Here is a 20,756-nt window from a genome sequence, read left to right as displayed (position 1 = left end):
AAACCCGGGTGCCCGGCCGCACGCGCGCGGGAGAGGATCCGGGGCATGACTGACACGGCGGAGCACGACGGACGGGCGGCGGACCGGGAGCGGGACGAGGACGCGCGGGGGCCGGGGCTGCGGGAGCGGCGGCTGGCCGCCCACCGCGGCGCACGGCGGGTGCTCGCCCGCTTCGGTTTCCACCGCACGCTCCGCGAGCGCCTGGCGCTGCTGGCGGACGCGGGGGACCTCCACGACCTGGACGAGCCGTCCGACGTCTACGGCGGCGGCGTCGTGGAGGCCCTGGAGCGGAAGGTCGCCGGACTGCTCGGCACGGAGGCCGCCGCGTTCTTCCCGACGGGCACGATGGCGCAGCAGGTGGCCCTGCGCTGCTGGGCGGGGCGCACCGGTGACCGGACGGTCGCCGTGCACGGGCTCAGCCACCCCGAGGTGCACGAGCGCAACGCGCTGCGCGAGGTCGGCGGGTTGCGCCCGGTGCGGGTGACGAGCGAGCCGCGGCTGCCGACCGCCGCCGAGGTGCGCGGCTTCGAGGAGCCCTTCGGCGCCCTGATGCTGGAACTGCCGCTGCGGGACGCCGGTTTCGTGCTGCCGTCCTGGGAGGAGCTCACCGAGGTCGTCGAGGCCGCCCGGGAGCGGGACGCGGTGGTGCACTTCGACGGGGCCCGGCTGTGGGAGTCCACCGTGCACTTCGGCCGGCCCCTGGCGGAGATCGCGGGCCTGGCCGACAGCGTCTACGTGTCGTTCTACAAGTCGCTGGAGGCGTTCGGCGGCGCCGCCCTGGCCGGGCCGGAGCAGCTCGTGGACGAGGCCAAGGTGTGGCGGCACCGCTACGGCGGCCAGGTCTTCCAGCAGTTCCCGACCGTCCTGTCGGTGCTCGCCGGGCTGGAGCGCGAGCTGCCCCGGCTGCCGGAGTACGTCGCCCACGCGCGCGTGGTGGCCGCCGCCCTGCGGGAGGGCTTCGCCGCCGCCGGGCTGCCGTGGGCGCGGGTGCATCCGGAGGTGCCGCACACCCACGACTTCCAGGTGTGGCTGCCCTACGAGGCGGACGTCGCGGGCGAGGCGGCGGTGCGCACGGCCGAGGAGACGGGCGTGGAGCTGTTCGGCGCCGGCTGGACCCGGGGCGGCCCGGGGCTGTCGTACACCGAGGTGCACGTGCGGGCCGCCGGGCTGGAGTGGACCGGGCAGGACGTGCGGGCGGCGGTGGCCGCGTTCGCGGCGCGGCTGCCGGGGCGGCCGCAGCGCCGGTGAGCGGCTCAGGCGGGCCGGGCGGGGTGCCTGCGCCACCGGGCCAGGGCGTCCCGGAGGCGGTGGCGCACCGGACGTCCGGCCAGGACCGCCCGGAACTGCCGTTCGTCGCGCCACTCCTTCACGACCTGCCAGTCGTGCGTGCCCGGTACGGGCGGGGCGGTGTCGCCCAGGGAGCGGGCGCGGTAGGTGTCGAGGAGGTACTGCTGCGTGATGCTCATGACGGATCGCCTCTGCGGGACGGGGTGATGGAGGTCCGAAGGCTCCGCGGCTGCCCCGGTGCCTCCACCGTGCGCCTGCGTCCGGGGCGCCGTCGCGTCGATTGACGGCGGCCGTCAATCGTCGGGAGCGTTGTCGGTGGCGGGGTGCACCATGAGGGCATGAGCGTGCACATCGACATCGCCGGGCTGCGGCCGGAGAGGGTCGCCGTCGTCCCCTCGCCCCTGGCCGAGCTGGGCATGGCGCTGCACGCGCTGTCCGAGCCCGCGCACCACCCGGGCCTCCAGGGCTGGGTGACGGGCGTGAGCGCGCGGCTCGATCCGCATCTGGCCGACCGGATGTGCGAGGCCGACTTCCTGTGGCGGTCGACGTTCTCGGACCTGTTCATGCCGTGGGCGGGTCTGCCGGAGAGCGGGACGCTCCCGGGCGGCACCCTCGCCGAGGAGCTGGACCAGCTCGACAAGCTGTCCGATGAGCAGTTCGTCGACGCGGCGCTGGAGTTCACCTGCGCCGTCGGCTACGGCACGTGCGGGCCCACCCCGCTGTCCGACCCGGGGGTGCGCCGCCGGGCGCTGGAGCTGGCCGCCGCCCGCGGACCCCAGCAACTGCGCTTCACCGAGCGGCTGCTGGGCGACCCGCCCGCGATCCGGGCCTGGCTGCGGCAGTTCCTGCGGGACTGCGAGGAGGCGTTCTTCGCGGAGGCGTGGGGCCGGCTGCGCCACCAGCTGGCCGCCGACGCCCGGCACAAGACGGACCTGCTGCGGCACAAGGGCCTGCCCGGCATGCTGGCCGCGGTGTCCCGGGCGATCACGCTCGACGCGGCGGGCACCCGCCTCACCGTCGACAAGCTCGGCGGGGACGACGTCACGACCACCGGCGACGGCGGGCTGCTGCTGGTGCCGACCAGCCTGGGCTGGCCGCACCTGATGGTCCTGCACCGCCACGGCTGGCAGCCGGTGCTGCACTACCCGGTGGGCTCCCCCGAGCTCGCCGCCCCGCCCAGCCTCGAGCAGCTGGCGCTGCGCATGACCGCCCTGTCCCACCCCGTGCGCATGCGCATCTGCCGCTTCCTGGCCCGCAGCGCCTACACCACGGGCGAGCTGGCGCAGGTGCTGGGCATGACGGCCCCGGAGATATCCCGGCACCTGGCCCTGCTGAAGAAGGCGGGCCTGCTGACCACCCGCCGCCGCGGGCGCTACGTGCTGCACCAGCTGGACGTCACGGTGGTGGCCCGGCTCGGCAGCGAGTTCCTGGAGGGGATCCTCAGGTAGCGGGCGCTCCGGCTGCCCGCGGCACGCTCAGCCGTGCCCGCCCGCCCGGACCAGTCCCGTCTCGTAGGCCAGCACGACGACCTGCACGCGGTCCCTGAGGCCCAGCTTGGTCAGGATGCGGCCGACGTGCGTCTTCACGGTCGCCTCGGAGAGCACCAGGCGGGCCGCGATCTCGCCGTTGGACAGGCCCTGCGCGACCAGCACCATGACCTCGCGCTCACGGTCGGTGAGCCGCTCCAGCTCCTTGTGCCGGGGCTGCTGCGCGGTGCTCGGCAGCATCGGCGCGAAGCGGTCCAGCAGCCGCCGGGTGGTGGAGGGGGCGACGACCGCGTCACCGCTGTGCACGGACCGGATCGCGGTGAGCAGTTCGCCCGGGGGCACGTCCTTGAGCATGAAGCCCGAGGCGCCCGCCTTCAGTCCGGAGAAGGCGTACTCGTCGAGGTCGAAGGTGGTCAGGATGAGGACCTTCGGCGGGTCGGGGTCCGCGCAGATGCGGCGCGTGGTCTCCACGCCGTCCAGCTTCGGCATGCGCACGTCCATCAGCACCACGTCGACCTGGGTGGCGCGCAGCGCCTGCAAGGCCTCGACGCCGTCGCCCGCCTCCGCGACGACCTCCATGTCCGGCTGGGCGGCGAGCACCATCCGGAATCCGGTGCGCAGCAGCACCTGGTCGTCGACGAGCATCACGCGGATCGTCATCGGGGCCTCTTCCATGTCGTCAGGGCAGTTCACTGGGGGTGCGGTGGGGGGCGTTCCGGGGCGGGTCCCCGGGCGTGACAGGTGTCAGCGAGGGCGTGCGGCGGCGTCAGTGCGCGGCTTTGAGCGGGAGCAGGGCACTGATGCGGAATCCTCCGCCGGGGCGCGGGCCCGCGTCCAGGGTGCCGCCGACCATGCCGACCCGCTCGCGCATGCCGATCAGGCCGTGGCCCTGGCCGTCGAACCCGCCCTCCTCGTACAGCTCGTGCGGGGCGCCCTTGCCGTCGTCCTCGACGAGCAGGCCGAGGCCGTCGTCGAAGTACACCAGGCGCACGCTGGCGCCCGCGTTGGGGCCGCCGTGCTTGCGGGTGTTGGTGAGCGCCTCCTGCACGATGCGGTAGGCGGTGAGCTCGACGCCGCTGGGCAGCGGCCGGGGCGTGCCCTCCACCTTGAAGTCGACCGGCAGGCCCGACCCGCGGCACTGCTCGACGAGGTCCTCGATCTGCTGCACGTCCGGCTGCGGCACGTACTCGCCGGCCTCCTGGTGCTCCCCGGTGCGCAGCACGCCGAGCAGGCGGCGCATCTCGGCGAGGGCCTGGCGGCCGGTGGAGGAGATGGTCTCCAGGGCCTTCTTCGCCTGGTCGGGGGCGGCGTCGAGGACGTAGGCGGCGCCGTCGGCCTGGACCACCATCACCGAGACGTTGTGCGCGACGACGTCGTGCAACTCGCGGGCGATGCGGGCCCGTTCCGCGGCGACCGCGACCTTGGACTGCGCCTCGCGCTCCTTCTCCAGCCGGGCGGCCCGCTCCTCCAGCTGCGCGAAGTAGGCGCGGCGGGTGCGGATGGAGTCGCCGAGCACCCAGGCCAGCGCGAAGGGCACCGTCATGAAGACGGCCGCGGCGATGTTGGCCGCGACGCCGTTCTGCTCGTTCGGCCAGCGCAGGTGGGCCACCGGGGCGGCGCACAGTCCGGCGGCCAGCGCGAAGCGCGAGGCCCAGCGCGCGCCCTCCGCCGCCACGGTGTAGACGATCACCAGCATGGCGAAGTCGGCGGGGGTCATCTCCACGTCGGTGATCAGCTGCGCCACCCCGACCGCGGCGGCGAGCAGCAGCATCTTCTCCGGCATGCGGCGGCGCAGCGCGACCACCAGGCACAGCAGCACCGTGAGCGGGACGGCGGCGGCGGGGGGCCCGAAGACGCCCGTCGCCCCTCCGACCACGGAGATCCCGAGGAGGGCCACGGCCCAGAAGCCGTCGACCCACGTCGGGTGCCTGCGGAGGAAGTCATAGAGGCGCTGCACGTAACCCAGCGTAGGGAAGCGGAATAGGTGCAGGGGTCAACCGGAGGGCCGATCCGGACCGGGCGCGCGTACTCCGCAAGGTGGAGTTGCGTGCGTTGTGTGCGCATAGCCTGACCCGGTGACGACGGGAACCGGCAACGAGTGGCGCGGGTGGCGCGCGGCGGCGCACGAAGCCCTGTACGCGCCGGGGGGCTTCTACCGGCGGGCCGGTGCGGGCCCGGCCGGGCACTTCCGCACCTCGGTGCACGCCTCGGCGCTGTTCGCCGGGGCCGTGGCGCGGCTGCTGTGCCGGGTCGACGAGGCGCTGGGCCGGCCCCGGGTGCTGGACTTCGTCGACATGGCCGCCGGGCGGGGCGAACTGGCCGCCGGCGTCCTGGCCGCGCTGCCCGCCGGGGTGGCGGAGCGCACGCGCGCGTGCGCCGTCGAGGTCGCCGGGCGGCCCCCGGGGCTCGATCACCGGATCGAGTGGCGGGCCGAGCCGCCCGGGGAGGTCACCGGGCTGCTCTTCGCCAACGAATGGCTGGACAACGTCCCCGTCGAGGTCGCGGAGGTGGACGCCACGGGCACGGCCCGGTTGGTGCTGGTCCGGCGGGACGGCGTGGAGCGGCTCGGGGACCCGGTCGGCGGGGCCGAAGCCCGCTGGCTGGAGCGCTGGTGGCCGCTGCACGCCGAGCCCGGGCTGCGCGCCGAGATCGGGCTGCCCCGGGACGAGGCGTGGGCCTCGGCGGCCGGGACGCTCCGGCGGGGGCTCGCCGTCGCCGTGGACTACGCCCACACCGCCGACGCGCGGCCGCCCTACGGGACGCTGACCGGCTTCCGGGACGGACGCGAGACCACACCCGTCCCGGACGGCTCCTGCGACCTCACGGCGCACGTCGCCCTGGACGCCTGCGCGCTGCCCGGCGGACGGCTGCTCCCCCAGCGCGAGGCACTGCACGCCCTCGGCGTGAGCGGCGCACGCCCTCCGCTCACGCTCGCCTCGACCGACCCCGCCGGATACGTACGCGCCCTCGCGAGCGCCGGGGAGGCCGCCGAGCTGACGGCACCGGGCGGACTGGGCGACTTCGGCTGGCTGGTGCAGCCGGTGGGCATCGCGGACCCGCTGCCGCGCTGAGCCCCTACTTGTCGATGTCGCCGACGACGAAGAACATCGACCCCAGGATCGCCACCATGTCGGCCACGAGCGTCCCCGGCAGCAGTTCCGTCAGCGCCTGGATGTTGTTGTACGACGCCGAGCGCAGCTTCAGCCGGTACGGGGTCTTCTCGCCCTTGCTGACCAGGTAGTAGCCGTTGATGCCGAGGGGGTTCTCGGTCCAGGCGTAGGTGTGGCCCTCGGGTGCCTTGAGGACCTTCGGCAGCCGCTGGTTGACCGGCCCGGGCGGCAGCCCGGCGAGCCGGTCGAGGCAGGCGTCGGCGAGGTCCAGCGCGTTGTGCGTCTGCTCGAGCAGGCACTCGAAGCGGGCGAGGCAGTCGCCCTCCTGCCGGGTGACCACCTTCAGGGTGTCCTGGAGCTCGCCGTAGGCGAGGTACGGCTCGTCGCGGCGCAGGTCGAAGTCGACGCCCGAGGCGCGGCCGATCGGCCCGCTGACACCGTAGGCGTGCACGGCCTGCGGGGACAGCACGCCGACGCCGCGGGTGCGGCCGCGGAAGATCTCGTTGCCCAGCACCAGGTCGTCGAAGCGGTCCATGCGGGAGCGGACGTCGGCGACGGCGGTACGCGCGCGTGCGGTCCAGCCGGCCGGCAGGTCCTCCTTGAGGCCGCCGACGCGGTTGAACATGTAGTGCATGCGCCCGCCGGAGACCTCCTCCATCACGTGCTGGAGCTCCTCGCGCTCGCGGAACGCGTAGAAGATGGGGGTGATCCCGCCCAGCTCCAGGGGGTACGAGCCGAGGAACATCAGGTGGTTGAGCACCCGGTTCAGCTCCGCGAGCAGCGTGCGCAGCCACACGGCCCGCTCCGGGACCTCCATGCCGAGCATCCGCTCCACGGCGAGCACGACGCCCAGCTCGTTGGAGAACGCCGACAGCCAGTCGTGGCGGTTGGCGAGCATGATGATCTGACGGTAGTCACGCGCCTCGAACAGCTTCTCCGCGCCGCGGTGCATGTAGCCGATGACCGGCTCCGCGTGCATGATGCGCTCGCCGTCCAGGACGAGCTTCAGCCGCAGCACACCGTGCGTGGAGGGGTGCTGCGGCCCGATGTTGAGCACCATGTCGGTGCTCTCCGCGGCGCCGCCGATTCCGACCGTGGTCTCCGTCGTAGGAGTCATGGACACAGTCTCTCGTACGTACGCTGGCCTCATGGAGACGGGGAGTGCGCACGAGGCGGGCACGACGGGGGCGGACGGCTCCACCGGGGCGGCCGGAACGACGGCAGCCGGTGCCGCCGAGCCGGAGTGGATCGCCCTGCCGCCCGGACTGCTCAGGATGCGGCGGCTGCTGCTGGTCGTCTGGCTCGGGCTGGTCACGCTGGCCGCGGGGCTGGTGCCGGGGCTGCTGGCCGGGCCCGCCTGGGCCGCCTGCGCGCTGCCGCCGCTCGCACTCGCCGTGTGGGGCTGGGGGATGCTGGAGCGCAACTGGCGCTCCTGGCGCTACGCCGAGCGCGCCGACGACCTGCTGATCAGCCGCGGTGTGCTGTGGCGCGAGGAGACGGTCGTGCCGTACGGGCGCATGCAGCTGGTGGAGGTCACCTCCGGGCCCGTCGAGCGGCACTTCGGGCTGGCCAGCGTGCAGCTGCACACGGCCGCCGCGGCGACCGACGCGACCATCCCCGGCCTGGACCCGGCCGAGGCGGAACGCCTGCGCGACCGGCTCACCGAGCTGGGCGAGGCCCGATCGGCGGGCCTGTGACGCCGCCGGGGGCCGCCGGGACCGGCACGGACCCGCTCGACGGCGAGGCCCGGAGCGAAGCCGTGGCCGACGGGGACGTCGCCGGCGGGGCCGTCGTCGGCGGGGCCGTCGAGCGGCGGCTGCACCCCGTCACGCCTCTGCGCCGCGCCTGGGCGCCGGTCGCCGTGCTCGTCGGCTGGGCCGTGCACGATCCCGACGGCGCGCAGCGCAACCTGTCCCGGCTGACGACCACCACCCTGCTCATCGGTCTCGCCGTCCTCGTCCCGGCCGCCGCCCTCTACGGGTTCTGCTCCTGGTGGTTCACCCACTTCGCGGTGACCGAGACCGAACTGCGCATCCGCACCGGCCTCGTCTTCCGCCGCACCGCGCACATCCGGCTGGAGCGGATCCAGGCCGTCGACGTCACGCAGCCCCTGCTCGCCCGGGTCGCGGGCGTCGCCAAGCTGAAACTCGACGTCATAGGCACCGACAAGAAGGACGAACTGGCCTTCCTGGGCGACGACGAGGCACGCGCGCTGCGCGCCGAACTGCTCGCCCGGGCCGCCGGGTTCGCCCCCGAGACGGCCCACGAGGTGGGCGAGGCGCCGTCCCGGCGGCTGCTGCGGGTGCCGCCCGGCGTGCTGGCCGTGTCCCTGCTGCTGACCGGCGCGACCTGGTGGACCCTGGTCGCCGCGCTCGTGGTCCCGTCGGTGCTGTGGCTGGTCACCCACAGCCTGTGGACGGTCCTCGCGGTCGCCCTGCCGCTGCTGGGGGCGGCCGGGGCGAGCAGCGTGGGGCGGTTCGTCACCGAGTACGACTGGACGGTGGGCGAGTCCCCGGACGGGCTGCGCATCGACCACGGCCTGCTGGACCGGGCCCACGAGACGGTGCCGCCGGGCCGCGTGCAGACCGTGCGGATCGTCGAACCGCTGCTGTGGCGGCGGCGCGCGTGGGTGCGCGTGGAACTGGACGTGGCGGGCTCCTCCAACTCCGTGCTGCTGCCGGTCGCCCCGCGCGAGATCGCCGAGGACGTCGTCACGCGCGTGCTGCCCGGTGTGACCGTGCCGCAGGCGCCGGCCCTGTCGCCCGCCCCGCGCCGCGCCCGCTGGTGTACGCCGGTGTGGTGGCGCGGCTACGGACTCGCCGTCACGGACGCGGTGTTCGCGGCCCGGTCCGGCCTGCTGAAGCGCACCCTCGCCCTGGTCCCGCACGCGAAGGTGCAGAGCGTACGGCTGTCGCAGGGGCCGTGGGAGCGGGCCAGGGGCGTGGCGGACGTGCACGTGGACACGGGCGCCGGCAAGACGGTGACGGCCCGGCTGCGCGACGCGGCCGAGGCCCGCGCGCTGCTGGCCGCGCAGGCCGAACGCTCGCGCACGGGACGCCGCGACGCCCGCCCGGACCGCTGGATGACGGACCCGGCCTGACCCCGCCGGGTAGGGCAAACGCGCGAAGGCCCGAAGGCCCGAACGCGCGAAGGCCCCCGGCCGCAGCCGGGGGCCTTCGCGCACATCGAGGGGCGCCAGGGTTCAGGAGACCGCGCTGCGCAGCCCCTTCAAGTCGATCTGCTCCGTCTCGTCGTGCGCCGTCAGGTCGATGACCTGGCCGATGCCGCGGGACTCCGCGTCGGCGGGCTTGAACCGGGCCTCGGTCTCCGCCTTGTGCAGGGCGAGCGCCTCCTGGCCGACGACGTCGGCCAGGTCCTCGTTCTGGACCGCCTCCAGGGCCGCCGGCGAGGTGCCCTGCTTCGTGCCGAAGAAGTCGAACCCGCCCTCGGCGACCGGGCGGCGCACCGGCTGCTGCGGCGCCACGGCCACGGCGGTCGGCACGGTGTAGTGCCCGGAGGGCGTCCGCCCGGCCCGCTCGGGCAGGTGCGCGTCCTCACCCCGCGCGGTGCCGGCGGCGGTCGCCTGCTGGTGCCCGTCGGCCGCCCCGGTCGTCTCCTGCGGCCCGTCCTGCGCGGCCGGCTGCTCCCGCTCCTGCTCCTGCTCCCGCTTCTGCGCCCCGTCCGGCTCACCGTCCGGCTCGCCGTCCTGCGCGTCCTGCGCGTCCGGCACGTCCTCCGGCGCGGACTGCGCGTCGCGGCCCTTCGGCCCGCCGTCACCGTCCCCGCCGCCGTCCGGGTCGGGGACCTTCTCGCCGTCGAACCGGGCGAGCGCGGCCGCCGCCCGCAGGAACAGCCGGGAACCCTCCGGGGAGAACGCCGCGGGGGGCGCGGCCTGCTCCTCGGCGGTGGGCGCGTCGTCCGGTGCCTCGTCCGCCGCGGCGGGGGCCTGCGTCGCGCCCGCGGGCAGCGCGGCCCGTACCGGCGCCGTCGCCTCGATCTCCAGTACCCGGCGCTCCTCCAGGACGCTCGCGCGCTCGCTCTCGGCGGTGGCGTACCGGCGCAGCAGGGCCGCGTGCTCGTTGCGCAGGCCGGCCAGTTCGCTGCGCTTGGCGCGCAGCCGCTGCTCCAGCTTGCCGCGCAGCTCGCGCGATTCCTCGAGATCGGCCTCCAGTTCGGCGACCCGCTCCTCGAAGCGCCATTCGTCGCTCGCACGCGCGCGTACGAGATCGGCGACGCGCCTGCCCGCCTGGGTGTCCCAGCGGCGCAGCACGACAGCGCCGACGACCGCCGTCACCGCGGCCGCGGCGGCCAGCGCGCGGAGCACCACCGGCTCCGTGAACACCCAGGGCCCCAGGGCGCAGACGAGGGAGACGCCTGCGATCGCCGACGGGGGCAACAGCCTGTGCAAGGGCGGGGAATGGCGATGACGTCCACGTGGCATGGCCAGAAACTTACCGCGCGTAGGCGAATCGTGGTGAGTCACCCCGCAAAAACAAAGCCATACCGAGAGACTCACGCGCCATCAGAACTCGGAAAGAAGCGGAATCGGCTGTTCACCCCTTTACGAAGATCATTTCCGGGTGTCGTCCAGGCGCTTCCCCAACCACTCCAGCGTCGCGGGGATCTCACGCCGCCAGGTGTTGAAGTTGTGGCCGCCGCTTTCCAGGACGATCGAGGAGATCCGGGTCCGTCCGGTGCCCTTCACGCGCTCTATGAACCGCAGGGTGTCCCGGTAGTTGGATTCGCCCTTCCTGCTGGTGGTGACCAGCAGAGAGGTGTCGGGAGCGGGCGCGTGGGCGAGGTACCACCACAGATCGGCGCGACGGCGCAGCGCCTCGTCGCCCCGGAAGAGATCGCCCGTCGTGGCGTCCAGCGGCGCCTCGTAGTAGGCCGAGAGACCGGCCCCCGCGCCGTACACGCCGGGATGGTGCAGGGCGATCTTCAACGCGCAGTATCCGCCGGTGGAGTTGCCGACGATGCCCAGTCCGCCCGGATTCCCGGCGACCCGGTAGTGGCCGCGCAGCGCGCCGGGCAGATCGACGGCGAAGAACGACTCCGCCCGCGGCCCGCCGGGGACGTCCACGCACTTGGTGTCGCGGGGCGGCGCCACCGTCGGCCGCAGCATCACCAGGATCATCGGCGGCATCCGGTCCGCCCGGGCCAATTCCCGTGCCGTGCGCGGATAGTGGAGCTTGTCCACCAGCGCCGACGCCGTGCCCGGATAGCCGGTGAGCACCACGGCGGCGGGGAACACCCGGGTGCGGTGGCGCGGCTGGAAGTACTCCGGCGGCAGATAGACGTACGCGGGCGAGGCGATGCGGCTCGTCCGGCCCGCGATCTCCACCCGCTGGATCCGGCCCGCGGCGGCCGGACCCCCCGCCGCACCCGGGACGCGCTGCGAGCCCACCACCCGCAACGGGTCCCGCCCCGGCGTGTGGTCGACGACCACGCCCTGCTCCTTCTCCTGCCCGAACAGGTCCGCCCAGCTCGCGTAGAAGCCGAACGCCCGGTTGGCGGCCAGCCCCACCGCCGTGAACAGCACCAGCTGCGTGGCCAGCAGCAGTCCGGCCCGCCCGGTCATCGCGCCCCAGCCGCGCCGGGCCAGCCGCGGCCACAGCACGAGCGTCCCGGCGAACAGCAGCACCGCCGCCAGCACCGCCGCCGCCAGCACCGCGTCACTCGTCAGACCCATGAGTCGGTCACCTGCTCGCGCTCTCCGCCCGGCACCGCCCGCGAACAGACCTTCGCGAGAGGTTGTCCCGGGCTTTCCTCGGCCTTGGGAACGGCTTTGACGTGGGGAGTGAACCTCTCCCTCCGAGACACCGTCCTAGAGGGCGCAATGTCGCCGGATGCCCGAATCGGGCCCGGATCCAAGGTCTCTCGCAGAACTACGGGATGCGATGTCTGTCAGGACAGATGACGAAATGTCGGGTGGGGTTCCGGGTGGCCGGGCCGCCCCCGCACGCACCGGCCGGATCGGCCGGGCGCTGCGCGGCCCACGCCCCGAGGCCGTCCCCGTCCTCGTCGGCAGAGCCTGCGCCCTCGTGGGCCTGCTGGACATCGCCGCGGGCGTCTTCCCCCGCTTCCGGCACAGCCGGATGCACGCCCTCGCCGAGGTCCTGCCCGGCGCACTCGGCCCGTTCGCGGCCGCCCTGTCCCTCAGCACCGGCGTCCTGCTGCTCCTGCTCGCCCACGGGCTCAAGCGCGGCAAGCGCCGGGCCTGGCGAGCGGCCGTGGTGCTCCTCCCGGCCGGCGCGGTCGCCCAGTTCGCCTACCGGCACTCCGTCCTCGGCGTCCTCCTCTCCCTCGCCCTGCTGGCGCCGCTGCTGCGCCACCGCGACCAGTTCGACGCCCTGCCCGACCCCCGCAGCCGCTGGCGCGCCCTGGCCAACTTCGTCCTGATGGGCGCCGGTTCGCTGCTGCTGGGCCTGCTCGTCGTCAGCGTCCACCCCGGGCGCATGCTCGGCGACCCGAGCCTGGCCGACCGCATCACCCACGTCCTCTACGGCCTCGTCGGCTTCGAGGGACCCGTCGACTACCGGGGCGACACCTCCTGGACCGTCGCCTTCTCCCTCGGCGCGCTCGGCCTGATCACCGCCGTCACCACCATCTACCTGGCCTTCCGCCCCGAGCACCCGGCCGCGCAGCTCACCGAGCAGGACGAGGCACGCCTGCGCGCCCTGCTGGAACGCCACGGCCGCCGCGACTCCCTCGGCCACTTCGCGCTCCGCCGCGACAAGGCCGTGGTGTTCTCCCCCAGCGGCAAGGCGGCCGTCACCTACCGCGTGGTCTCCGGCGTGATGCTCGCCAGTGGCGACCCCATCGGGGACGTCGAGGCCTGGCCGGGCGCCATCGAACGCTTCATGGACGAGGCCAGGGCCCACTCCTGGACACCGGCCGTCATGGGCTGTTCCGAGACGGGCGGTGAGGTGTGGACCCGCGAGACCGGGCTCGACGCCCTCGAACTCGGCGACGAGGCGGTGGTGGACGTCATGGATTTCTCCCTGGCCGGCCGCGCGATGCGCAACGTGCGGCAGATGGTCAAACGCATCGAGCGCGCCGGTTACGAGACCCGGGTACGACGTGTCCGTGACCTCGGCGAAGCCGAGCTGGACCGCATCCGCCGCGCCGCCGACGACTGGCGCGGCACCGACACCGAGCGGGGCTTCTCCATGGCCCTCGGCCGTGTCGGTGACCCCGCCGACGGCGACTGCCTGATCGCCACCGCCCACAAGGCCGACGACCGGCCCGGCCCCCACGGCGACCTGAAGGCGGTCCTGCACTTCGTGCCCTGGGGCGCCGACGGCGCCTCCCTGGACCTCATGCGCCGCGACCGCTCCGCCGACCCCGGCATGAACGAACTGCTCATCGTGGCCGCCCTCCAGGCCGCGCCCCGCCTGGGCATCGCGCGGGTCTCCCTCAACTTCGCCATGTTCCGCTCCGCGCTCGCCCGCGGCGAGAAGATCGGCGCCGGGCCGGTCCTGCGCGTCTGGCGCGGCCTGCTCGTCTTCCTCTCCCGCTGGTTCCAGATCGAGTCCCTGTACAAGTTCAACGCCAAGTTCCAGCCGCGCTGGGAACCCCGCTTCGTCGTCTACCGGGCCTCCGCCGACCTGCCCCGCATCGGCCTCGCCGCCCTGCAGGCCGAGGGCTTCGTCAGCCTCGCCCTGCCCCTGCCGCGCTTCCTGCGCCGCCGGCGCCCGGTCGTCCGCCGCCCCTGCGCCCACGGCACGAGGACGGACCACCACGTCCGGGCGGCCTGACACCGCGACCCGCCCCCGGCACACCCCGGCCGGCCCGGTCCCGGCACACCCCGGCCTGCTCCCGGCGCACCGCGGCCCGGCCGGGCGCCCGCCCCGCCCGGGCCGCGGCACCGGGCCGCCCCCGCCTGGGCCTACGCTGAACATATGAGCAACCAGAGCGGACGCGGGCGCGTGGCGGGCCTACCGGATCGGGACCGCTGCGCGGTCATGGGAGTCGTGAACGTCACGCCCGACTCCTTCTCCGACGGCGGCCGCTTCTTCGACACCACGGCCGCCGTCAAACACGGCCTGGAACTGGTCGCCGAGGGCGCCGACCTGGTCGACGTCGGCGGCGAGTCCACCCGCCCCGGCGCGACCCGCGTGGACGAGGACGAGGAACTGCGCCGGGTGGTCCCCGTGGTCCGCGGGCTGGCCTCCGAAGGCGTCACCGTATCCGTCGACACCATGCGCGCCTCCGTCGCCGCCCGCGCCCTCGCCGCCGGCGCCGCCCTCGTCAACGACGTCAGCGGCGGCCTGGCCGACCCGCGCATGATCCCCGCCGTCGCCGACGCCGGCGCCCCCTTCGTCGTCATGCACTGGCGCGGCTTCCTGGAGGGCGGCAACGTCCGCGGCACCTACGCCGACGTCGTCACCGAGGTCGTCGACGAGCTGCACGCGCGCGTGGAGGCCGTCCTGGCCGGCGGCATCGGAGCCGACCGCGTCATCGTCGACCCGGGCCTCGGCTTCTCCAAGGACGCCGAGCACGACCTCGCCCTCCTCGCCCGCCTCGACCGGGTCCTCGGCCTCGGCCACCCCGTCCTCGTCGCCGCCAGCCGCAAACGCTTCCTCGGCCGCGTCCTGGCCGGCCCCGACGCGGCGCCCCCGCCCGCCCGCGAACGCGACGCCGCCACCGCCGCCGTCTCCGCCCTCGCCGCGCAGGCCGGCGCCTGGGCCGTCCGCGTGCACGAGGTGCGCGCCACCGCGGACGCCGTACGGGTCGCCCGCGCCATCGAGGGAGCCCGCACCGGCGCGGCAGGCGACCGGTGAGCGCCCCGCACACCGATGTCGAGCAGGTCGAGGCCGCCAACACGGCCTTCTACGAGGCACTGGAGCGCGGCGACTTCGAGGAGCTCGCCTCGCTCTGGCTCACCCCTGCCGACCTGGGCGTCGACGAGACCTACCACGACCCCGCCGACGCCGGCGTGGTCTCCTGCGTGCACCCCGGCTGGCCCGTGCTCACCGGCCGCGGCGAGGTCCTGCGCTCCTACGCCCTGATCATGGCGAACACCGACTACATCCAGTTCTTCCTCACCGACGTGCACGTCTCGGTCACCGGCGACACCGCCCTGGTCACCTGCACCGAGAACATCCTCAGCGGCGGCCCCGCCCCCGAGGGCGACGAGGAGCTGGGCCCGCTCGTCGGACAGCTCGTGGTCGCCACCAACGTGTACCGGCGCACGCCCCAGGGGTGGAAGCTCTGGGCGCACCACGCTTCCCCCGTCCTCGCCGAGAACGACGACGAGGAAGAGGACGACACCCCCGCCTGAGCGGGTACCTGCCCGGACGTGGTGGGAATCACCGCCCGGCGGACGCGGACCCCCGCCGGCCCGCGAGCCACCGGGCTGCCCAGGCAGGACACCGGGTGGCTCCCCCCGGGACGCGCCCCGGCCCGCGCCCCCGCGGCCCGGGCCCGCCCGGGCGCGCAGGTAGATTCGACCGAGGCCGGTGTGCCGCCCGCACACGGCACCGACCGGCCGGCACCGACGACTGCAGGAGTGATTCGCGTGGATCGTGTCGCGCTGCGCGGCTTGAGGGCCCGCGGGCACCACGGTGTGTTCCCCGAGGAACGCAGGGAGGGCCAGACCTTCGTCGTGGACCTCGTCCTCGGCCTGGACACCCGGCCGGCCGCGGCCGACGACGACCTGACCAAGACCGTGCACTACGGCATCGTGGCCGAGGAGGTCGTGGCCGTCGTCCAGGGCGAGCCCGTCGACCTCGTCGAGACGCTCGCCGAGCGCATCGCCCAGGTCTGCCTGCGGCACGAGGCGGTCCAGCAGGTCGAGGTCTGCGTCCACAAGCCGGACGCCCCGATCACGGTCCCCTTCGACGACGTGACCGTCACCATCACCCGGAGCCGAGCATGACCGCGCCCTTCATCAAGGGTCCCAGCGACCCGACCGTCCAGCCGGTACCCGCCTCCGTCGTCGACCGGGTCGACGCCGCCGACACGACCCTGTCCAACCCCAAACGGGCTGTGGTCGCCCTCGGCTCCAACCTCGGCAACCGCCTGGAGACCCTCCAGGGGGCCGTCGACGCCCTGGAGGACACCCCCGGCATCCGCGTCAAGGGCGTCTCCCCCGTCTACGAGACCGAGCCCTGGGGCGTGGACCCCGGCAGCCAGCCCGCTTACTTCAACGCCGTCGTGGTCCTCAAGACGACCCTGCCGCCCTCCTCCCTGCTGGAGCGCGCGCAGGCCGTCGAGGAGGCCTTCCACCGCGTCCGCGACGAGCGCTGGGGCCCGCGCACCCTCGACGTCGACATCGTCTCCTACGCCGACGTCGTCTCCGACGACCCGCGGCTCACCCTCCCCCACCCCCGGGCCCACGAACGCGCCTTCGTGCTGGCCCCCTGGCACGACCTCGACCCCGACGCGCAGCTCCCCGGCCACGGGCCCGTCGCCGGACTGCTGGACGCCGTCACCCGGGAGGGCGTGACACCGCGCGAGGACCTGGAACTCCGGCTGCCCGAGTAGCCGTTAAGGTCAAGACGGCCGGGAACCGGGCCGAACCGGGGGAATGCGAAGGGACACCGTGAAAGAGCTGCGCATCAGGTTGCTGGCCGGCGTGTTCGTCGTGGCCGGAGTCCTGTCCTGGGCGGGCGCCCGCCTGTGGAACTCGATCGGCACGCTCCCCAGCGTCCCCCTGGCCGCCCCCATCGTCCTGGCCCTGATCGCCGTGGTCCTGCTGGCCACGGCGCTCTCGCTGCGCGCCCGGCTGAAGGCCCAGCGCGAGCGGCGGCCCGACGCCAAGGGCGTCGACCCCATGATGGCCGCCCGCGCGGTCGTCTTCGGCCACGCCAGCGCCCTGGTCGCCGCCCTGGTCGCCGGCATGTACGGCGGCACGGGCGTCTTCCTCCTGGAGTCCCTGGACATCCCGGCCCGCCGCGACCAGGCCATCTACGCGGGCCTCTCGGTCCTCGCAGGCATCGGCGTCATAGCGGCCGCGATCTTCCTGGAGCGCGTCTGCAAACTCCCGGACGACGAGGACACCGAGAACACAGGCCCGGCCCCGACGATCTGACGCGGCCCGAGGCTCACCACGCCTGACGGACGAGATGCCCGTTGACCAGGAACCCCGGGTACGGGTGCAGGCGGTAGTCGTAGAGGGTGTACGGCTTGTTCGTCGTCACCCGCCGCCGTACCTCGTGCACCTGGGTCCATGTGGTCTCGCGGAGTTGCAGCGGGTGGTGCTCGGGCTTGAACGTCCCTCGGGAGGCCCAGCTGTCGGCCACGACCAGCTGTGCGGAAGGCCTGCCGGGGCGGGGCGTGAACCTCGCACCGACCACCTGGGCCAGCTCGGTGAGGAACGGCACGTTAGCGCTGACCAGCAGGCGACCGGACAAGGACGCCGACCGGTAGCCGTCGCCGTCGGTGTAGCCGTCGAGGAAGCCTTCGAAGGTCTCCATGTCCCGGAGCACGACCCGAGGGAAGTTCTGGCGCAGGTGATGGGCGTCGCCGCCGACGTACTGCCGGAGAAGGTCCGCCAGATACGAGGAGACGACCCGCACCCGGAAGCCGGGAACGTCCCGCCGGAGGTAGCCGGAGGGCCGTGTCACGGCTTCGAGTCGCGCCGGCAACCCGGTGGCCGCCGTCAGAGAGGCTGCGTACCGCGCGGCAAAGTCCTCGTCGTTCACGACCAGGGACACATAGTTACGGCCGACCGTCCCGTCGGAGCAGGTGGCCCCCACGAAGTAGCCGAGATCCCGCCCCGGCTCGATGGCAAGCCGCACCCTGCACAGCTTTCGCGCAGGCGTCCAGGCCAGAACCGTTCCCCCGGCGTCCCGGGCGTGGACCCACCCGTCCGGCGTGCCCAGCAACTGATCCGGAGCCACCGTGAACGTCAGGTGATCGGTCACCACCTCCACGACCTCGCGGGTGCGGACGCTCGTCACCTGCCGGACTGTCGTCGGGACGGTGCGGTCCCCGTCCAGAGACCACAGCCGGCCACCCGCCCGGACACTCCTCGCCTGCACCCGACCGCCGACAGCGTTCACCACCTGCTTGCTCGGCAGTCCAGACGGCACCGCGATCCCCCCTGGTCAGCGGTCCACCACGCTGACCAGGACCGTATCGGAACCCTCTGACAAGCGGGTCAGCGCGCCAGTATCAGGCTCATCGCCTCGGCGCGGGTGGTGGAGTCCCGCAGCTGCCCGCGGACCGCCGACGTCGTGGTCTTGGCGCCCGGCTTGCGGATACCGCGCACGGACATGCACATGTGCTCGGCCTCGATCACGACGATGGCGCCCCGTGCCTCGAGGATCTTCATCAGTGAGTCGGCGATCTGCGTGGTGAGTCGTTCCTGCACCTGCGGGCGCCGGGCGAACACCTCGACCAGACGCGCCAGCTTCGACAGACCGGTGATCTTGCCGGTCTCCGCCGGGATGTACCCGACGTGGGCCACGCCGTGGAACGGCAGCAGATGGTGCTCACAGAGGCTCACGATCTCGATGTCCTTGACCAGCACCATCTCGTCGTGGCCGAGGTCGAACGTCGTCGTCAGCACATCCTCGGGCTCCTGCCGAAGGCCGGCCAGCAGCTCACGGTACGCCCGCGCCACCCGCGCCGGCGTCTCCCTCAGGCCCTCGCGGTCCGGGTCCTCGCCGACCGCGATCAGCAGTTCCCGTACGGCGTTCTCGGCGCGCTTCTCGTCGAACTCGCCGATCCGGCCGTCGCCGTCCAGCGTCACGGGGTCGGTCATCTGGTGCCTCGTTCCTGTGTCCCAATGGCGGAAAGCCGCGCCCCCCAGGCTAAAACCTGGGGGGCGCGGCTTTCATTCCGGGGCCGGTGGGCGCCGGGAGGGCTGCGGTCAGCTCTCGGGGCGGACCTCCGGGGTCCGCTCGGGCGCCGGGGCGGGCTCCGCCGTGGTGCTCTTGGCGGTGCTGATCGCCGGCGTCGCGCCGTTCGCGCCGTTCGTCAGGGCCAGCTCCTTGGGGGAGAGGACCGGCGGACGGGTCGACGGCGTGCGGCGGGAGGAGCCGGTCCAGGCGGGCCGGGGCGGGCGCTTGACGATGGGGGCGAAGATCTCGGCGATCTCCTCCTTGCCCAGCGTCTCCTTCTCCAGCAGCTGCAGGACGAGGTTGTCGAGGACGTCGCGGTTCTCGACCAGGATCTCCCAGGCCTCGTTGTGCGCCGTCTCGATGAGCTTCTTGACCTCTTCGTCCACGAGCGCGGCGACCTCTTCCGAGTAGTCGCGCTGGTGGGACATCTCACGGCCGAGGAACGGCTCGGTGTTGTCACCGCCGAACTTGATCGCACCGAGGCGCTCGGTCATGCCGTACTGCGTGACCATCGCGCGGGCCAGACCGGTGGCCTTCTCGATGTCGTTGGCGGCACCCGTGGTCGGGTCGTGGAAGACGAGCTCCTCGGCCGCGCGGCCGCCCAGCATGTAGGCGAGCTGGTCGAGCATCTCGTTGCGCGTGGTCGAGTACTTGTCCTCGTCCGGCAGCACCATCGTGTAGCCGAGGGCCCGGCCGCGGGACAGGATCGTGATCTTGTGGACCGGGTCGGAGTTCGGGGAGGCCGCCGCGACCAGGGCGTGTCCGCCCTCGTGGTACGCGGTGATCTTCTTCTCCTTGTCCGACATGATCCGGGTCCGCTTCTGCGGGCCCGCGACCACGCGGTCGATCGCCTCGTCGAGCATGTGGTTGTCGATCAGCTTCTGGTCGCTGCGGGCCGTCAGCAGGGCGGCCTCGTTCAGCACGTTGGCCAGATCGGCACCCGTCATGCCGGGCGTGCGGCGGGCGACGGCCGACAGGTCGACGTCCGGCGCGACCGGCTTGCCCTTCTGGTGGACCTTGAGGATCTCCAGACGGCCCTGCATGTCCGGGCGGTCGACGGCGATCTGCCGGTCGAAGCGGCCGGGGCGCAGCAGCGCCGGGTCGAGGATGTCGGGCCGGTTCGTCGCGGCGATGAGGATCACGCCGCCCTTGACGTCGAAGCCGTCCATCTCGACGAGGAGCTGGTTCAGGGTCTGCTCGCGCTCGTCGTGACCGCCGCCGAGGCCGGCGCCGCGGTGGCGGCCGACCGCGTCGATCTCGTCGACGAAGACGATCGCCGGGGCGTTCGCCTTGGCCTGCTCGAACAGGTCGCGCACCCGGGAGGCACCGACACCGACGAACATCTCGACGAAGTCGGAACCGGAGATCGAGTAGAACGGAACGCCGGCCTCGCCCGCGACGGCACGCGCGAGCAGGGTCTTGCCGGTGCCGGGAGGCCCGTAGAGCAGGACGCCCTTGGGGATCTTGGCGCCGACGGCCTGGAACTTGGCCGGCTCCTGGAGGAACTCCTTGATCTCGTGGAGCTCCTCGACGGCCTCGTCGGACCCGGCGACGTCGGAGAAGGTCGTCTTCGGCGTGTCCTTGGTGATGAGCTTCGCCTTGGACTTCCCGAAGTTCATGACCCGGGAGCCGCCGCCCTGCATCTGGTTCATCAGGAACAGGAAGACGACGACGATGAGGACGAAGGGCAGGAGCGAGAGCAGGATCCCGACGATCGGGTTCTGCTTGGACGGCGAGACCGTGTAGCCGTCGGGGATCTGCTTGTCCTGGTACTTGTTCTGCAGCGTGTTGGCGATGCCCACGCCCTGGTCGCCGATGTAGCTCGCCTGGATCTTCGAGCTGCCGTCGACCTTCACGCCGTCCTTGAGCGAGACCTTGATGATCTGCTCGTCACCGGTGGTCAGCTTGGCCGACTCCACCTTGTTCTGATTGATCGCCTGGACGACCTCGCCGGTGTCCACCGTCTTGTAGCCGCCGGACGAGCCGACGACCTGCATCAACACGACCACGGCGAGGACGGCCAGCACGATCCACATGACCGGCCCACGGAAGTATCGCTTCACGTCCATCCATACGGA

Annotated in this window: 20 protein-coding genes; 11 read left to right on the top strand and 9 right to left on the bottom strand. The window is 73.4% G+C overall.

Annotated elements, in window-relative coordinates:
• Positions 1 to 45: 45 nt before the first annotated feature.
• Positions 46 to 1,248 (top strand): threonine aldolase family protein, encoded by a 1,203-nt coding sequence (locus ACZ6ZN_RS22930; protein WP_469648843.1) that lies wholly within the window; start codon positions 46 to 48, stop codon positions 1,246 to 1,248.
• Positions 1,249 to 1,253: 5 nt separating this feature from the next.
• Here the strand turns inward: ACZ6ZN_RS22930 and ACZ6ZN_RS22925 are convergent, their stop codons facing one another.
• Positions 1,254 to 1,466 (bottom strand): hypothetical protein, encoded by a 213-nt coding sequence (locus ACZ6ZN_RS22925; protein WP_398108779.1) that lies wholly within the window; start codon positions 1,464 to 1,466, stop codon positions 1,254 to 1,256.
• 159 nt (positions 1,467 to 1,625) lie between these two features.
• On the opposite strand from ACZ6ZN_RS22925, the gene ACZ6ZN_RS22920 reads away from it, so the two are divergent.
• Positions 1,626 to 2,735, top strand: coding sequence for a DUF5937 family protein (locus ACZ6ZN_RS22920; RefSeq protein WP_398108780.1), 1,110 nt, complete (start codon positions 1,626 to 1,628; stop codon positions 2,733 to 2,735).
• 27 nt (positions 2,736 to 2,762) lie between these two features.
• Here ACZ6ZN_RS22920 and ACZ6ZN_RS22915 read toward each other — a convergent pair whose 3' ends face one another.
• Together ACZ6ZN_RS22915 and ACZ6ZN_RS22910 are read right to left on the bottom strand one after the other, a co-directional pair.
• Complete coding sequence (locus tag ACZ6ZN_RS22915) at positions 2,763 to 3,434, bottom strand: response regulator transcription factor (RefSeq protein WP_469648840.1); 672 nt, start codon at positions 3,432 to 3,434, stop codon at positions 2,763 to 2,765.
• 106 nt (positions 3,435 to 3,540) lie between these two features.
• A complete protein-coding gene (locus ACZ6ZN_RS22910; RefSeq protein WP_398108781.1) occupies positions 3,541 to 4,731 on the bottom strand; it encodes a sensor histidine kinase in 1,191 nt (396 codons plus the stop codon).
• Positions 4,732 to 4,849: 118 nt separating this feature from the next.
• On the opposite strand from ACZ6ZN_RS22910, the gene ACZ6ZN_RS22905 reads away from it, so the two are divergent.
• Positions 4,850 to 5,845 carry an SAM-dependent methyltransferase gene (locus ACZ6ZN_RS22905; protein WP_469648837.1) on the top strand — a complete coding sequence of 332 codons (996 nt, stop codon included), beginning with the start codon at positions 4,850 to 4,852 and terminating at the stop codon, positions 5,843 to 5,845.
• Positions 5,846 to 5,849: 4 nt separating this feature from the next.
• Here the strand turns inward: ACZ6ZN_RS22905 and ACZ6ZN_RS22900 are convergent, their stop codons facing one another.
• Positions 5,850 to 7,001 (bottom strand): NADH-quinone oxidoreductase subunit D, encoded by a 1,152-nt coding sequence (locus ACZ6ZN_RS22900; RefSeq protein WP_398108783.1) that lies wholly within the window; start codon positions 6,999 to 7,001, stop codon positions 5,850 to 5,852.
• 31 nt (positions 7,002 to 7,032) lie between these two features.
• Between ACZ6ZN_RS22900 and ACZ6ZN_RS22895 the strand changes: the two genes are divergently transcribed.
• Positions 7,033 to 7,581, top strand: a complete 549-nt coding sequence (locus ACZ6ZN_RS22895; protein WP_451876277.1) for a PH domain-containing protein — start codon at positions 7,033 to 7,035, stop codon at positions 7,579 to 7,581.
• Positions 7,582 to 7,643: 62 nt separating this feature from the next.
• Complete coding sequence (locus ACZ6ZN_RS22890) at positions 7,644 to 8,984, top strand: PH domain-containing protein (protein ID WP_469648969.1); 1,341 nt, start codon at positions 7,644 to 7,646, stop codon at positions 8,982 to 8,984.
• 102 nt (positions 8,985 to 9,086) lie between these two features.
• Here the strand turns inward: ACZ6ZN_RS22890 and ACZ6ZN_RS22885 are convergent, their stop codons facing one another.
• Both ACZ6ZN_RS22885 and ACZ6ZN_RS22880 read right to left on the bottom strand, forming a co-directional pair.
• A complete protein-coding gene (locus tag ACZ6ZN_RS22885) occupies positions 9,087 to 10,292 on the bottom strand; it encodes a hypothetical protein (RefSeq protein ID WP_469648835.1) in 1,206 nt (401 codons plus the stop codon).
• A 162-nt stretch (positions 10,293 to 10,454) separates the two neighbouring features.
• Complete coding sequence (locus ACZ6ZN_RS22880; protein ID WP_469648833.1) at positions 10,455 to 11,576, bottom strand: alpha/beta hydrolase; 1,122 nt, start codon at positions 11,574 to 11,576, stop codon at positions 10,455 to 10,457.
• 232 nt (positions 11,577 to 11,808) lie between these two features.
• On the opposite strand from ACZ6ZN_RS22880, the gene ACZ6ZN_RS22875 reads away from it, so the two are divergent.
• The 6 genes from ACZ6ZN_RS22875 (at position 11,809) to ACZ6ZN_RS22850 (ending at position 16,922) form a co-directional block, all read left to right on the top strand.
• Positions 11,809 to 13,644, top strand: a complete 1,836-nt coding sequence (locus tag ACZ6ZN_RS22875) for a phosphatidylglycerol lysyltransferase domain-containing protein (RefSeq protein ID WP_469648831.1) — start codon at positions 11,809 to 11,811, stop codon at positions 13,642 to 13,644.
• A gap of 144 nt (positions 13,645 to 13,788) precedes the next feature.
• Positions 13,789 to 14,670 carry a dihydropteroate synthase gene (gene folP, locus ACZ6ZN_RS22870; protein ID WP_451876272.1) on the top strand — a complete coding sequence of 294 codons (882 nt, stop codon included), beginning with the start codon at positions 13,789 to 13,791 and terminating at the stop codon, positions 14,668 to 14,670.
• The gene (locus ACZ6ZN_RS22865) at positions 14,667 to 15,170 is read left to right on the top strand and encodes a nuclear transport factor 2 family protein (RefSeq protein WP_398108789.1); all 504 of its coding nucleotides are present in this window, start codon (positions 14,667 to 14,669) and stop codon (positions 15,168 to 15,170) included. Before folP ends, ACZ6ZN_RS22865 begins: the two co-directional genes overlap by 4 nt.
• A gap of 237 nt (positions 15,171 to 15,407) precedes the next feature.
• Positions 15,408 to 15,767 (top strand): dihydroneopterin aldolase, encoded by a 360-nt coding sequence (gene folB / locus ACZ6ZN_RS22860; RefSeq protein ID WP_398108790.1) that lies wholly within the window; start codon positions 15,408 to 15,410, stop codon positions 15,765 to 15,767.
• The gene (folK, locus tag ACZ6ZN_RS22855; RefSeq protein ID WP_451876271.1) at positions 15,764 to 16,375 is read left to right on the top strand and encodes a 2-amino-4-hydroxy-6-hydroxymethyldihydropteridine diphosphokinase; all 612 of its coding nucleotides are present in this window, start codon (positions 15,764 to 15,766) and stop codon (positions 16,373 to 16,375) included. The genes folB and folK overlap by 4 nt, the downstream gene beginning before the upstream one ends.
• 58 nt (positions 16,376 to 16,433) lie before the next feature.
• Entirely contained in the window at positions 16,434 to 16,922 is a 489-nt protein-coding gene (locus tag ACZ6ZN_RS22850; RefSeq protein ID WP_398108792.1) for a DUF3180 domain-containing protein, read from the top strand.
• A 13-nt stretch (positions 16,923 to 16,935) separates the two neighbouring features.
• Here the strand turns inward: ACZ6ZN_RS22850 and ACZ6ZN_RS22845 are convergent, their stop codons facing one another.
• From ACZ6ZN_RS22845 to ftsH, 3 genes are all read right to left on the bottom strand, one after another.
• A complete protein-coding gene (locus ACZ6ZN_RS22845) occupies positions 16,936 to 17,793 on the bottom strand; it encodes a hypothetical protein (RefSeq protein ID WP_469648828.1) in 858 nt (285 codons plus the stop codon).
• Between the two features lie 200 nt (positions 17,794 to 17,993).
• On the bottom strand, positions 17,994 to 18,599 hold the full coding sequence (folE, locus tag ACZ6ZN_RS22840; RefSeq protein WP_383507666.1) for a GTP cyclohydrolase I FolE: 606 nt from the start codon (positions 18,597 to 18,599) through the stop codon (positions 17,994 to 17,996).
• A gap of 108 nt (positions 18,600 to 18,707) precedes the next feature.
• Positions 18,708 to 20,747 carry an ATP-dependent zinc metalloprotease FtsH gene (gene ftsH / locus ACZ6ZN_RS22835; protein ID WP_469648824.1) on the bottom strand — a complete coding sequence of 680 codons (2,040 nt, stop codon included), beginning with the start codon at positions 20,745 to 20,747 and terminating at the stop codon, positions 18,708 to 18,710.
• Between the last annotated feature and the right edge of the window lie 9 nt (positions 20,748 to 20,756).

The sequence above is a fragment of the Streptomyces sp. NPDC053665 genome, assembly GCF_055585285.1.
The sequence above is the reverse complement of the archived record's forward strand: the minus strand, read 5'-3'. Positions and strand labels throughout refer to the sequence as shown.

Coding starts and splice junctions, on each gene's coding strand:
- folP (WP_451876272.1), top strand. CDS start 13,789: ATGAGCAACCAGAGCGGACGCGGGCGCGTGGCGGGCCTACCGGATCGG.
- ACZ6ZN_RS22875 (WP_469648831.1), top strand. CDS start 11,809: ATGTCGGGTGGGGTTCCGGGTGGCCGGGCCGCCCCCGCACGCACCGGC.
- ACZ6ZN_RS22925 (WP_398108779.1), bottom strand. CDS start 1,466: ATGAGCATCACGCAGCAGTACCTCCTCGACACCTACCGCGCCCGCTCC.
- ACZ6ZN_RS22900 (WP_398108783.1), bottom strand. CDS start 7,001: ATGACTCCTACGACGGAGACCACGGTCGGAATCGGCGGCGCCGCGGAG.
- folE (WP_383507666.1), bottom strand. CDS start 18,599: ATGACCGACCCCGTGACGCTGGACGGCGACGGCCGGATCGGCGAGTTC.
- ACZ6ZN_RS22880 (WP_469648833.1), bottom strand. CDS start 11,576: ATGGGTCTGACGAGTGACGCGGTGCTGGCGGCGGCGGTGCTGGCGGCG.
- ftsH (WP_469648824.1), bottom strand. CDS start 20,747: ATGGACGTGAAGCGATACTTCCGTGGGCCGGTCATGTGGATCGTGCTG.
- ACZ6ZN_RS22920 (WP_398108780.1), top strand. CDS start 1,626: ATGAGCGTGCACATCGACATCGCCGGGCTGCGGCCGGAGAGGGTCGCC.
- ACZ6ZN_RS22930 (WP_469648843.1), top strand. CDS start 46: ATGACTGACACGGCGGAGCACGACGGACGGGCGGCGGACCGGGAGCGG.
- folK (WP_451876271.1), top strand. CDS start 15,764: ATGACCGCGCCCTTCATCAAGGGTCCCAGCGACCCGACCGTCCAGCCG.
- ACZ6ZN_RS22915 (WP_469648840.1), bottom strand. CDS start 3,434: ATGACGATCCGCGTGATGCTCGTCGACGACCAGGTGCTGCTGCGCACC.
- ACZ6ZN_RS22895 (WP_451876277.1), top strand. CDS start 7,033: ATGGAGACGGGGAGTGCGCACGAGGCGGGCACGACGGGGGCGGACGGC.